The following is an 11,940-nucleotide window of genomic DNA, read 5'->3' as shown; positions in this document are numbered from 1 at the left end:
GCCCGGCTTTTGTTCAGGCCTCTCTCAAAATCCAGGCATAAAAAAACCCCGCTTTTAAGGGCGGGGTTTTTCGACTGAGTCAGTACAAGTTAGATAACTTGAACTTCTTCAGCTTGCATGCCTTTCTGACCGCGGGTAGCGATGAAAGAAACCTGTTGGCCTTCTTTCAGGCTTTTGAAGCCGTCGGATTGGATAGCTTTGAAGTGAACGAACAGGTCGTCACCGGATTGTGGAGTGATGAAGCCGAAGCCTTTTTCATCGTTGAACCACTTAACGGTACCAGTTTGGCGATTAGACATGGTGTAACTCCTTGGACAAAGTTAACTGCGACTCAGGAAAAGCCCTGGCCGAGACTGAGTGCAAAGAGCAGGAAAAATTCTTGGAGATGGTTGGATCGAAATTCAACATATCGTGTAGAGATTCTCAGTGACACAAGCAGCACAGTGGCGCCACCTTAACCCTTTTTCCGGAACGTGCCAATGGTATTTCCGAAGGTTTCTCTATTTTCGTGACTGGCGGTGGTATTTACAGCCATCCCTGACGGCAATACCGGCCCCGGCCGCGTTGGCTGAGGCTTATAGCGGGCAGGGCTTTGATCAAGAAAACCCTTGCGGCCTTTGAACCCCAAGGCTGGCCCCGGTAAGATGGCCCACAGATTTTTTCCACCTCGCTATTCAGGACACCGCCATGAGCATCAAATCGGACAAGTGGATTCGCCGCATGGCGCAGGAACACGGCATGATCGAGCCGTTCGTCGAGCGCCAGATTCGTGGCGAAGGTGATGAGCGGGTGATTTCGTACGGGGTCTCCAGCTATGGCTATGACGTGCGTTGCGCCGATGAATTCAAGGTGTTCACCAACATCAATTCGGCGATTGTCGATCCGAAGAACTTCGATGAAAAAAGCTTCGTCGACGTCAAGAGCGACGTGTGCATCATCCCGCCCAACTCCTTCGCCCTGGCGCGTACCGTGGAATTCTTCCGCATTCCCCGCGACGTATTGACCATCTGCCTGGGTAAAAGCACTTACGCTCGTTGCGGCATTATCGTCAACGTCACCCCGCTTGAGCCGGAGTGGGAAGGTCATGTGACCCTGGAGTTCTCCAACACCACCACCTTGCCGGCAAAGATCTATGCCAATGAGGGCGTGGCACAGATGCTGTTCCTGCAGTCCGACGAGGCTTGTGAAGTGTCCTACAAAGACCGCGCCGGCAAGTACCAGGGCCAACGTGGCGTCACTCTCCCACGCGCTTGATCGAAAGCTCCTACGGTTAAAGGGAATTAGTCTGCACAAAGTGACTCTATTCAGGTGTACTGCCTCGGCGCGTGCAAAACGCGTCGGGCCACGCTTGAGGAGTACCTTATGAAGATCGACCCGCGAATCAGCGCAGAACTCGCCCGGCTTGAACCCAACCAGATTGGTGTTCTGGCCTGGTCCCTGATGGCTAACCCTGCCCATGCGGGCGGCATTCCAGGCCAGCCCGAGCCCGATTACCCCCAGCCTACCGAGCCCGGTGAGCCGACCCTGCCAGACGAGCCACCACCCGCGCCTGTCGCCTGATACCTGGACGGCCAATCAGTCACTTACTGATGGGCCAAACCTTGTGTTCGCCGATGACAAAGATTCGGTGCTCATCACCCTGCTGCACGGCATAGCCCCCGGTAAAGGCGCCAAACGCCGGCAGCAGGCTGACCCGTTCGCCGATCTGGAAGCACGGCAAGCGCAAGCGCTCGCGGCCCTTGCCGCGCAAGTGGTACACCGGATGCACATGCCCCGCCAATACGTGGTGGCTGGCATGGGCGTCAGGCTCATGTTGCAGGGCGAAAGGGCCCATCAGCAGTGGCTCTGGCACCACCTCGATCCTCAGGTCAGCAGGCGGGTCGCCTGCCCGTTTATCGTGATTGCCGCGAATCAAGGTCAAGGCCAGTTCGCCATTGCGTGCACGCCAGGCCCGGATCGCGCTGAGGGTGCCGCTGGCGTGAGAACCTGGGCCATGCAGGAAGTCACCGAGAAAGATCAACTGCGCGCACGACAGTGCCGACAACAGCCTGTCCAGGCGTTCCAGATTCGTCGTGGTGGTGCCCTGGGGCACAGGTTGTCCCAGGCTGCGATAGGCCGATGCTTTGCCAAAGTGCGCATCGGCAATAAGCAGGCACTGGCGAGCGGGCCAGTACACGGCCTTGTCCGCCAATAACCACAGTTCTTCGCCTGCAAGCGTCAGTGCACAATGCATCAAGCTTTTCCTTTGTCGGCGACTTTTTCCAGGTCCTTGACCATCCGGGCGATGCGCTCCGACAACTTCTCCGAACTCATGCTTTCGCGCATTCGTTCCACCAACAGCGGGAAGGCCAGGGGCGTGGGCCGCTGAATCGTATGCACGTCCAGTTTCAGTGCCGATAGATGACTTAATGTCTCTTCCAGCCGACGAATATCCAACTCATCGCGCAAGACTTCTTCCCCTGCCTGGGCCAGCAGCAGGTTCTGCGGGTCATATTGCTTGAACACTTCAAAGAATAATCCGCTGGAAGCCTGCACCTGCCGCGTGCTTTTCGGCGCACCGGGATACCCGGCGAACACCAGCCCGGCGATCCGCGCGATTTCGCGAAAGCGGCGCAGGGCCAGTTCTCCTGCGTTAAGGCTGGCGGCCACATCCTCCAGCAAGCGCTGTGGGCTCAGCAACGCCGTATTCAACAACAACGACCAGTTCACTGGCGTGGCGCTCAACAGTTCCAGGCCATAATCATTCACGGCTATGGAGAAGGTCACCGGCTGCTGCTGACTGACCCGCCACGCCAATAAGCTCGCCAAGCCCAGGTGTACCTGACGGCCGGCGAAGGGGTACAGAAACAGGTGCCAGCCTTCTCGTGATTGCAGGGTTTCGGCGAGCAGGTTGTCGCGCGTCGGCAGGCCAGACCAGCGCAGTTGGGTGTGCAACAACGGTTGTACCGCCTGCATCTCCGGGCCGTCGAAGTGCCCATGCGCCGCCGCATCAAAACGTTCGACCACCGCCTGGGCCAGTTCATTGGAAAGCGGCATACGCCCGCCATTCCAGCGTGGCACCGCGGCTTTTTTCGCGCTGCTGCGGCGCACGTAGGCGGTCATGTTTTCCACTCGCACCAATTCCAGCAAACGCCCGGCGAACAGAAACCCATCCCCCGGCTTGAGCCGCGCAATAAAGCCCTCTTCGACACTGCCCAGGTTCTTGCCGCCGCCACCCTTGCTCCAGAATTTCAACTGGATACTGGCATCACTGACGATGGTACCGACGCTCATGCGGTGACGGCGTGCCAGGCGGGCATCCGGGACACGCCAGATGCCATGCTCATCGGGCTCAACACGGCGGTAATCCGGATAGGCGGTAAGTGACAGGCCACCATGGCGTACAAACCCCAGGGCCCAGGCCCAATCCGCTTCGGTGAGATCGCGATAGGCCCAGGCGCCGCGCACTTCCGCCAGCAGCGCATCCGGGGTAAACCCACCCCCCAGGGCCATGCTGACCAAGTGTTGCACGAGCACATCCAGCGGCTTGTGTGGCGATTCCCGCGCTTCGATGCGCCGCTGCGCAATTGCATCCTGGGCGGCAGCCGCCTCCACCAGCTCCAGGCTATGGGTCGGCACCAGCGTCACCCGTGACGGCCGACCCGGTGCATGGCCGGAGCGCCCGGCGCGTTGCATCAGCCGCGCCACACCTTTCGCGGAGCCGATCTGCAACACTCGCTCCACCGGCAGGAAGTCCACACCCAAGTCGAGGCTGGAGGTGCACACCACCGCCTTGAGCTGCCCATCTTTCAATGCTCGCTCCACCCAATCCCGGGTCTCCCGCGATAACGAGCCGTGGTGCAGGGCAATCAATCCGGCCCAGTCCGGGCGGGCATCGAGAATCGCCTGATACCAGATCTCCGATTGCGCCCGGGTGTTGGTAAAGACCAGGCAACTGCTGCTGGCCTCTACCTCTGCGACCACTCGCGGCAACATCTTCAAGCCGATATGCCCGGCCCAGGGAAAGCGCTCGGTGACGGGCGGCAGCAAGGTGTCGACCTGCAGTGCCTTGGCCGTCTGCCCCTGTACATTGATCCCACCGCCCTGTGGGACCAGAACCTCCAAAGCGTGGGCCTGATTACCCAGCGTCGCGGAAATGCCCCACACCATCAACTCAGGATGCCAGCGCCGCAAGCGCGCCAGCGCCAGTTGCAACTGCACGCCGCGCTTATTGCCGATCAGCTCGTGCCATTCATCCACGATCACCATGCGCAGGTGCGCCAGGCTCGTCTCACTGTCGGCCCGTGCGAGCATCAGCGTCAGGCTTTCCGGGGTGGTGACCAGAGCGGTGGGTTGGCGGCGGGTCTGGCGTGCGCGCTCGCTGCTGCTGGTGTCGCCGGTACGCAGGCCCACGCTCCAGGGAATTTGCAGGGCGTCCAAGGGTGCCTGCAGGGCACGTGCGGAATCGGCAGCCAAGGCACGCATCGGCGTGATCCACAGCACCGTCAATGGTTCAGCGGGTGGCTTGCGCTTGCCGGTAGCGGGCGGGCGGGTGATGGCGAAATGGTTGAGGGCGGCGAACCACAAGGCATAGGTTTTACCTGCACCGGTACTGGCATGCAGCAGCCCTGACTGGCCAGCCTTGACCGCTGCCCATACATGTTTCTGAAAGGCGAACGGTTTCCAACCTTTGGCGGCAAACCATTGTTTGGCGAAATCGGGGTTTTTTGCCATGCGGCAGCGGACGCTCTGGAGGCTCTATTGCAGAGACCCTCCAGGCGTCACAAAGGTTTACTTCAAATTGCCACTTAGAAACTGCTGCAGGCGCTCGCTTTTCGGATTGCCCAGCACATCCTCGGGGGTGCCTTGCTCTTCCACCAGGCCCTTGTGCAGGAACAGCACCTGGCTTGAGACCTTGCGCGCAAAGCTCATCTCGTGAGTCACCATGATCATGGTGCGGCCTTCCTCGGCCAGGCCCTGGATCACCTTCAACACTTCACCCACCAGTTCCGGGTCGAGGGCCGAGGTGGGTTCATCGAACAGCATCACCTCAGGCTCCATCGCCAGGGCGCGGGCGATGGCTACCCGCTGTTGCTGGCCGCCAGACAGGAACGCCGGGTACTGATCGGCTACACGTGCCGGCAGCCCGACCTTGTCCAGATAGCGGCGGGCGCGGTCTTCGGCGTCTTTCTTGCTGCACCCCAGCACGCGGCGCGGGGCCATGGTGATGTTTTCCAGCACGCTCATATGGCTCCACAGGTTGAAGTGCTGGAACACCATCGCCAGCCGTGTGCGCAAGCGTTGCAGCTCGGCGTCGTCGGCCACGCGCATACCGTGGCGGTCGCTGACCATGCGGATCGCCTGGCCGTCCAGGGTCATGGCGCCATCGTTGGGGGTTTCCAGGAAGTTGATACAGCGCAGGAACGTGCTCTTGCCGGAGCCGCTGGCGCCGATCAGGCTGATCACGTCACCGGTCCTGGCCTTGAGCGAAACACCTTTGAGCACTTCATTGTCGCCATAGCTTTTATGCAGGCCTTCAACGGTCAGTTTGTACATGGGGCGTGCATCCTCAAGGCGAAAGTAGATAGCCGCTGCGGTAGGCCTGCGTGCCGGCGATATGGCCGATGACCATCCCGGCAGTGGCCATGCGTCGCAGCGAACGGGCGTACAGCAGGCCGGCGTGCTCGCAGCGCACCGGCGTTACGCGGTCGGTAATGGGATCGATGATTTCGGCGAGCAGTTGCCCGGCCTCCAGGTATTGACCCGGCAAGGCACTGAACACCAGCAAGCCGCCGACCGGGCTGGTGACGGGCTCCACACCCGCCAATGGCGTGGCCGGGTAAGCCAGGGCGGGCAGGGGCGTCACATCGCCGGTAATGGCGCCGAAGTGGATCAGGTAATCGATGATGGCCTGGCAGTCCAGCGCGGCAAGACCATGGTTTACATCGCCCTGGCCGCGCAGTTCGACGGTCACCGAAAAACTGCCCATGGGAATCGGGAAGCGCTCGCCGAAACGTTGCTGCAACTGCCACCACACCAGGGTGAAACACTCATCAAAGGACTGTCCGCCGGAGTCGGTGGCCAGCAGGTTGGCCTCGGAGCCGAGGTACCGCGCCAATGGCTCTACCTGTGGCCAGGCTTCAGGTGTGGTGTACAGGTGCGCCACGGCTTCGAAGTCGCAATGCAGGTCGAGCACCATGTCGGCATCACAGGCCAGGCGTTGCAGTACCAGGCGTTGGGATTGCAGTTGGGTCTGGGCGGTGTGCGCGGCCAGGGCGCTGGACAATGCGCTGCGGATCAAGCGGGCATTGTGCTGGGGATCATCGCCCAGCAGCTCTTCGACCTGGTTGCCGACCTCTTCGCCAAGGTCGACGAACAGGCGATTGAAGTTCTGCCCGCTTTCCAGTTCATAGCGGCCCAAGGGGATGTCCATCAACACTTGTTCGAGGCCCACCGGGTTGGCGACCGGCACCAGCACGATTTCGCTACGCAAGCGCCCGGCCGCGGCCAACTCGGCCAGGCGTACTTTCAAATGCCAGGCCACCAACATGCCCGGCAATTCATCGGCGTGCAGCGACGACTGGATGTAGACCTTGCCTGCGGCCTGCTGCGGGCCGAAGTGAAAACTGTGGATCTGCCGCGCCGTGCCGGGCACCGGCGCGATCAGGTCATGTCGCTGATGGCGCATGAAGGCTCCTTAGTGGCTCGGCCCGAGAAAGGCCAGCCAGCGGCGCTCCGCCAGGCGGAACAGGCCGACCAGGGCAAAGGTCACCGCCAGGTAGATCAACGCGGCGATGCCAAATGATTGAAAGGTCATGAAGGTGGCGGAGTTGGCGTCCCGTGCCACTTTGAGGATGTCCGGGATCGTTGCGGTAAACGCCACCGTGGTCGAGTGCAGCATCAGGATCACTTCGTTGCTGTAGTAGGGCAACGCACGGCGCAGCGCTGACGGCATGATCACGTAGGCGTACAACTTCCAGCCGCTGAGGCCGTAAGCCTTGGCTGCCTCGACTTCGCCATGCGCCATGCTGCGGATCGCCCCGGCGAAAATCTCCGTGGTGTAGGCGCAAGTGTTGAGCGCGAAGGCCAGGATGGTGCAGTTCATCGCGTCGCGAAAAAACGCATCCAGCAGCGGTTGTTCGCGTACGGCGGCAATGCTGTAGATACCGGTGTAGCAGATCAGCAACTGGATATAGAGCGGCGTACCGCGAAACAGGTAGGTGTAGAACTGCACCGGCCAACGTACCAGGCGCTTGCGCGAGACGCGGGCGATGGACAGCGGGATCGACACCAGAAAGCCGATGACCAGTGCAGCCGTCAGCAACCACATCGTCATGGCAAGGCCGGTGATGTGCTGGCCGTCGCTATAAAGGAAGGGGCGCCAGTATTCCTGCAATAGCTCGATCATCGCACTGCCTCCCGGGCGCCGGCGGAGTAGCGACGTTCCAGACGGCGCAAGACAAAGTTGGAGGCGCTGGTGATCAACAGGTAGATCAGCGCGGCGAGTACCAGGAAGTAGAACAGTTGATAGGTACTTTTGCCCGCATCCTGGGCGGCTTTCACCAGGTCTGCCAGGCCGATGATGGATACCAGCGCGGTGGCCTTGAGCATCACCATCCAGTTATTGCCTATGCCCGGCAGGGCGAAGCGCATCATCTGCGGGAAGGTCACGTAGCGAAACCGCTGCCCGCGCTTGAGCCCGTAAGCAGTGGCGGCTTCCAGTTGGCCGCGGGGCACGGCGAGGATAGCGCCGCGAAACGTTTCGGTGAAATAGGCGCCGTAGATAAAGCCCAGGGTGATCACCCCGGCGCTGAACGGGTCGATCTCGATGTATTCCCATTCCATGAAGTCGGTAAAGCTGCTGAGCCAGGTTTGCAGGCTGTAGAAAATCAGCAGCATCAGCACCAGGTCGGGCACCCCGCGAATCAGCGTGGTGTAGAGCTGGGCGGGAATGCGCAGGAACGGCAGGCTGGACAGTTTGGCGCTGGCGCCGAGCAGGCCCAGCAGTACGCTGACGGCCAGGGACAGCACCGACAACTTGATGGTCATCCAGGTGCCTTGCAGCAACAGCGGGCCGAAACCCTTCAAGCTGAGCGCGCTCAACCCGAGGGTTTGCAACAGTTCTTCGAACATAAATCAGGACCTATGGCGATAGAAAAGCGCCCCTGCGGGGAGGGGCGCTCCAGGCATTATTTGCCGCTGTACAGGTTCAAATCGCCAAAGTGTTTCTTCTGGATGGTGGCGTAGGTGCCATCATCGTGTAACGCTTTGATACCTTTATCCAAAAGCGCCTTCAGTTCAGTGTTACCTTTTTTGATACCGACAGCGGTTTTCGACGGCAGCAACGGGTCGTCGATGGCGGCGCTGACTTCATAACCGGCGCCAGCCGGCGACTTGAGAAAGCCCAGTTCGGCTTGCAGCATGTCCTGCACCGACGCGTCGAGGCGGCCGGAGGTCAGGTCGGCATACACCTGATCCTGGTTGGCGTAGGCCTTGGTGGTTACCCCGGCTTTGTCCAGCACGGCCTTGGCGTAGGCTTCCTGGATGGTGCCTTGCTCGTAGCCCACAGACTTGCCCTTGAGGGACTCAGGTGTCGAGTAGCCAGCCCCTTTCTTGAACACCAGCGACGTGGGGCCGGAGAACAGCTCGGTGGAGAAGTCGATTGCCTTTTCGCGCACCGGCGTTACGGTCATGGACGAAATCACGCCATCGAACTTGTTGGCCTTGAGGCCTGGGATCATGCCGTCGAAGTCACTTTCAACCCACTTGCACTTGACCTTCAGCTCCGCGCAGATCGCATTGCCCAGGTCGATATCGAAGCCCACCAGGCTGCCGTCGGCGGCTTTGGATTCGAACGGTGCGTAGGACGGGTCGACACCAAAACGCAATTCCTTGTATTCCTTGGCGGTAGCGACACCAGCGGCCATGCACAGAGCCAGTGCAGAAAGGGTCAGCAATGCTTTTTTCATTATGTATTCCCTGGAAACCAAGATAAGCGCTTGTGGCGCGTTTAGGACTGTTACTGAACGGTGTCAGACGCAGCACAAGTAGCAATTTCTGCACCATAGTTCCGGACGGGCTTTTTAAAAGGTGGGATAAGGCAAGGCTGAGTGTAGGAGATGCCCGAAAATGGGCATCTGAAAGTGAGTGCACCATTGCAGGTCTGTGGGGATCCCAATGTGGGAGGGAGCAAGCCCCTCCCACAGGGATTTATGTCAAGTCAGTAGGTCTTGCAGTGTGGCGAGGTTGTCAGCCTCTTCCACCGTCTTGTCCTGACGCCAGCGCAACATGCGCGGAAACCGCACCGCAATCCCGCTCTTATGCCGCTTGGACAGGGCGATACCCTCAAACCCCAATTCAAACACCATGCTTGGCGTCACGCTGCTGACCGGGCCGAACTTCTCCACGGTGGTTTTGCGCACAATCGCATCGACCTTGCGCATTTCCTCGTCGGTCAGCCCGGAATAGGCCTTGGCGAACGGCACCAACGTGCGCTCGCTGCCCGGCGGGCCGTCCCATACCGCGAAGGTGTAGTCGCTGTACAGGCTGGCGCGCCGGCCATGGCCGCGCTGGGCGTAGATCAACACGGCGTCGACGCTGAAGGGGTCGACCTTCCATTTGAACCACAGGCCCATGTCCTTGGTGCGGCCCACACCGTACAGGCCCTTGCGATCCTTGAGCATCATGCCTTCAACACCAAGGCTGCGAGAGGCTTCGCGTTGGGTCGCCAGCGCTGCCCAGGTTGGCCCCTCGATCAGCGGCGAAGGCAACAGCACCGGTTGGTTGCACACAGCGATCACCTGTTCCAATTGCGTGCGGCGCTCGGCCTGGATGTGGTTGCGCCAGTCGTCGCCCTGATACTCCAGCAGGTCGTAAGCGAGCACGGCGACGGGCGCATCCTCAAGCACCTTTTTACTCAGGGTTTTGCGACCGATCCGCTGTTGCAGCAGCGCAAAGGGTTGCACCGCGTCTTTCCACACCACGATTTCGCCATCGATCACCGTGCCGTCGGGCAGGCCACTGACCAGGCTGTGAAGCTCGGGGAAACGCTCGGTCACCAACTCTTCGCCTCGTGACCAGATCCACAGGCGCCCCTCGCGCTTGACCAACTGCGCACGGATGCCATCGAACTTCCATTCCACCTGCCAGTCGGCGGGGGGGCCGAGCAGGCTGTCGAATTGCTCGACGGGTTGCGCCAGCCCGTGGGCGAGAAAAAACGGATACGGCTGCCCGCCACGTTGTGCATGTTCGTCGGATGATTCGGCAGCGATCAGCTTGAGATAACCCTCGGCTGTAGGACGGTTGGACAGGTCGGTATAGCCCACCAACCGCTGCGCCACGCGCTTGCTATCCAGATTGGCCATGGCGGCAAGGGCGCGGGTAACCAGCAGCTTGGAGACGCCGACGCGAAAGCTGCCGGTGATCAACTTGATGCATACCATCAGGCTCGGTTGATCCAGTTGCGCCCATAGCGCCGGCAGGCGCGCGGCAAGGTCCATGGGCGATAGACCGCGCAGCGGCAGCAGTTTTTCTTCCAGCCACACGGCAAGCCCGTCTTCAGAGCTGTAGGTCGATTCGGGGAGCAGCAGGGAGATGGTTTCGGCCAGGTCGCCTACGGACTGGTAGCTCTCTTCGAACAGCCACGGCTCGATGCTCGCCGCCTCAGTCGCCATATCCCTGAGCAAGCGTGTGGGCACCAGTTGCCGTAGTCGCCCGCCGGAGAGGAAGTACACCGCCCATGCCGCATCTTCCGGCGGCGCTTGCAGGAAGTAGGCTTGCAGGGCTGCGAGCTTGGCATTGCTGGAGGTGGTGGCGTCGAGGTTGGCGTACAGCTCGGCGAAGGCTTTCATGCCGTGGCCTCTTCTTCGTCATCACCGTATTCGGTGCTGAAGCCCTGGGCGTCCAGGCCCTTTTCTCGCAGGTGGCGTACCAGCACGCCGACCGAACCGTGGGTAACCATCACCCGTTCGGCGCCGGTTTGTTCGATGGCCCACAACAGCCCGGGCCAATCGGCATGGTCTGACAGTACAAAGCCGCGATCCACCCCACGCCGGCGCCGTGTACCGCGCAGGCGCATCCAGCCGCTGGCGAAGGCGTCGCTGTAGTCGCCAAAACGGCGCATCCAGGTGCTGCCGCCGGCGGAGGGCGGGGCGATGATCAAAGCTTGGCGCAGCAACGGGTCGGTCTTCTTGAAATCCCCGGCATACAGGGTTTCGGGAATGTAGATGCCGGCCTCGCGGTAGACCCGGTTCAACGGCTCGACGGCGCCATGGCTGAGGATCGGACCGATGCTGGCGTCGAGGCCATGCAGAATGCGCTGGGCCTTGCCGAAGGAATAGCAGAACAGCACGCTGGCCTTGCCCGTGGCGATATTGGCCTGCCACCAGTCATTGATCCCGGCAAAGATCTGCGCTTGGGGCTGCCATCGGTAGATCGGCAGGCCAAAAGTGGATTCGGTGATAAAGGTGTGGCAACGCACCGGCTCGAAAGGCGCGCAGGTGCCATCGGGTTCGACCTTATAGTCGCCGGACGCGACCCAGACTTCACCCTGATATTCCAGGCGCACCTGAGCCGAACCGAGCACGTGCCCGGCCGGATGGAAACTCAAGGTAACACCGTGATGCACCAACTGCTCGCCATAGGCCAGGGTTTGCAGGTTGATGTCCTGGCCCAGGCGCCAGCGCAGGATATCTTCGCCGGGGGCGGCGGCCAGGTAGTGTTGGTTGCCGGTGCGGGCGTGGTCGCCGTGGGCGTGGGTGATGACCGCACGTTCCACTGGGCGCCAGGGGTCGATATAGAAATCACCCGCAGGGCAATAGAGGCCTTCGGGGCGGGCGATGACGAGGTCCATGGGGTGACCGGGGAGATGGGCTTGTTAGTTATGAGGCGGGGCTGGGTGTAGAAGTTCTATCTGAATGCATGGGATCCAAATGTGGGAGGGGGCTTGCTCCCGATAGCAGT

12 protein-coding genes are annotated in these 11,940 nt (G+C 60.9%); 2 read left to right on the top strand and 10 right to left on the bottom strand.

Annotation, left to right across the window (positions count from 1 at the left end):
• Window positions 1-89: 89 nt before the first annotated feature.
• Window positions 90-299 carry a cold-shock protein gene (locus E4O98_RS05110; protein ID WP_002554837.1) on the bottom strand — a complete coding sequence of 70 codons (210 nt, stop codon included), beginning with the start codon at window positions 297-299 and terminating at the stop codon, window positions 90-92.
• Window positions 300-687: 388 nt separating this feature from the next.
• Here E4O98_RS05110 and dcd point away from each other — a divergent pair, with 388 nt between their 5' ends.
• On the top strand, window positions 688-1,254 hold the full coding sequence (gene dcd / locus E4O98_RS05105) for a dCTP deaminase (RefSeq protein WP_003189215.1): 567 nt from the start codon (window positions 688-690) through the stop codon (window positions 1,252-1,254).
• Between the two features lie 108 nt (window positions 1,255-1,362).
• Entirely contained in the window at window positions 1,363-1,560 is a 198-nt protein-coding gene (locus E4O98_RS05100) for a hypothetical protein (RefSeq protein WP_005785769.1), read from the top strand.
• Between the two features lie 19 nt (window positions 1,561-1,579).
• Here E4O98_RS05100 and pdeM read toward each other — a convergent pair whose 3' ends face one another.
• The 9 genes from pdeM to E4O98_RS05055 all read right to left on the bottom strand — a co-directional run bounded on the left by pdeM (window position 1,580) and on the right by E4O98_RS05055 (window position 11,830).
• Complete coding sequence (gene pdeM / locus E4O98_RS05095) at window positions 1,580-2,233, bottom strand: ligase-associated DNA damage response endonuclease PdeM (RefSeq protein ID WP_248134356.1); 654 nt, start codon at window positions 2,231-2,233, stop codon at window positions 1,580-1,582.
• Window positions 2,233-4,713 carry a ligase-associated DNA damage response DEXH box helicase gene (locus tag E4O98_RS05090; RefSeq protein WP_248134354.1) on the bottom strand — a complete coding sequence of 827 codons (2,481 nt, stop codon included), beginning with the start codon at window positions 4,711-4,713 and terminating at the stop codon, window positions 2,233-2,235. The genes pdeM and E4O98_RS05090 overlap by 1 nt, the downstream gene beginning before the upstream one ends.
• 57 nt (window positions 4,714-4,770) lie before the next feature.
• Complete coding sequence (locus E4O98_RS05085; RefSeq protein WP_005785775.1) at window positions 4,771-5,535, bottom strand: ATP-binding cassette domain-containing protein; 765 nt, start codon at window positions 5,533-5,535, stop codon at window positions 4,771-4,773.
• 13 nt (window positions 5,536-5,548) lie between these two features.
• Window positions 5,549-6,667, bottom strand: coding sequence for a succinylglutamate desuccinylase/aspartoacylase family protein (locus E4O98_RS05080; protein WP_032877355.1), 1,119 nt, complete (start codon window positions 6,665-6,667; stop codon window positions 5,549-5,551).
• Window positions 6,668-6,676: 9 nt separating this feature from the next.
• Complete coding sequence (locus E4O98_RS05075; RefSeq protein WP_032877354.1) at window positions 6,677-7,387, bottom strand: ABC transporter permease; 711 nt, start codon at window positions 7,385-7,387, stop codon at window positions 6,677-6,679.
• Window positions 7,384-8,112, bottom strand: coding sequence for an ABC transporter permease (locus tag E4O98_RS05070; protein ID WP_005785781.1), 729 nt, complete (start codon window positions 8,110-8,112; stop codon window positions 7,384-7,386). Before E4O98_RS05070 ends, E4O98_RS05075 begins: the two co-directional genes overlap by 4 nt.
• Before the next feature lie 56 nt (window positions 8,113-8,168).
• Window positions 8,169-8,948: a transporter substrate-binding domain-containing protein gene (locus tag E4O98_RS05065; protein WP_005785784.1), complete on the bottom strand. Its 780-nt coding sequence runs from the start codon at window positions 8,946-8,948 to the stop codon at window positions 8,169-8,171.
• Window positions 8,949-9,194: 246 nt separating this feature from the next.
• Window positions 9,195-10,829 carry an ATP-dependent DNA ligase gene (locus E4O98_RS05060; protein WP_248134352.1) on the bottom strand — a complete coding sequence of 545 codons (1,635 nt, stop codon included), beginning with the start codon at window positions 10,827-10,829 and terminating at the stop codon, window positions 9,195-9,197.
• Complete coding sequence (locus tag E4O98_RS05055) at window positions 10,826-11,830, bottom strand: ligase-associated DNA damage response exonuclease (protein ID WP_248134350.1); 1,005 nt, start codon at window positions 11,828-11,830, stop codon at window positions 10,826-10,828. Before E4O98_RS05055 ends, E4O98_RS05060 begins: the two co-directional genes overlap by 4 nt.
• Window positions 11,831-11,940: the final 110 nt, after the last annotated feature.

The organism is Pseudomonas sp. W2Jun17 (assembly GCF_023127795.1).
Lineage (GTDB): Bacteria > Pseudomonadota > Gammaproteobacteria > Pseudomonadales > Pseudomonadaceae > Aquipseudomonas > Aquipseudomonas synxantha_A.
This window is presented reverse-complemented; position numbering and strand designations above follow the sequence as displayed.

Coding starts and splice junctions, on each gene's coding strand:
- E4O98_RS05070 (WP_005785781.1), bottom strand. CDS start 8,112: ATGTTCGAAGAACTGTTGCAAACCCTCGGGTTGAGCGCGCTCAGCTTG.
- pdeM (WP_248134356.1), bottom strand. CDS start 2,233: ATGCATTGTGCACTGACGCTTGCAGGCGAAGAACTGTGGTTATTGGCG.
- E4O98_RS05080 (WP_032877355.1), bottom strand. CDS start 6,667: ATGCGCCATCAGCGACATGACCTGATCGCGCCGGTGCCCGGCACGGCG.
- E4O98_RS05060 (WP_248134352.1), bottom strand. CDS start 10,829: ATGAAAGCCTTCGCCGAGCTGTACGCCAACCTCGACGCCACCACCTCC.
- E4O98_RS05065 (WP_005785784.1), bottom strand. CDS start 8,948: ATGAAAAAAGCATTGCTGACCCTTTCTGCACTGGCTCTGTGCATGGCC.
- E4O98_RS05085 (WP_005785775.1), bottom strand. CDS start 5,535: ATGTACAAACTGACCGTTGAAGGCCTGCATAAAAGCTATGGCGACAAT.
- E4O98_RS05055 (WP_248134350.1), bottom strand. CDS start 11,830: ATGGACCTCGTCATCGCCCGCCCCGAAGGCCTCTATTGCCCTGCGGGT.
- E4O98_RS05100 (WP_005785769.1), top strand. CDS start 1,363: ATGAAGATCGACCCGCGAATCAGCGCAGAACTCGCCCGGCTTGAACCC.
- dcd (WP_003189215.1), top strand. CDS start 688: ATGAGCATCAAATCGGACAAGTGGATTCGCCGCATGGCGCAGGAACAC.
- E4O98_RS05075 (WP_032877354.1), bottom strand. CDS start 7,387: ATGATCGAGCTATTGCAGGAATACTGGCGCCCCTTCCTTTATAGCGAC.
- E4O98_RS05090 (WP_248134354.1), bottom strand. CDS start 4,713: ATGGCAAAAAACCCCGATTTCGCCAAACAATGGTTTGCCGCCAAAGGT.
- E4O98_RS05110 (WP_002554837.1), bottom strand. CDS start 299: ATGTCTAATCGCCAAACTGGTACCGTTAAGTGGTTCAACGATGAAAAA.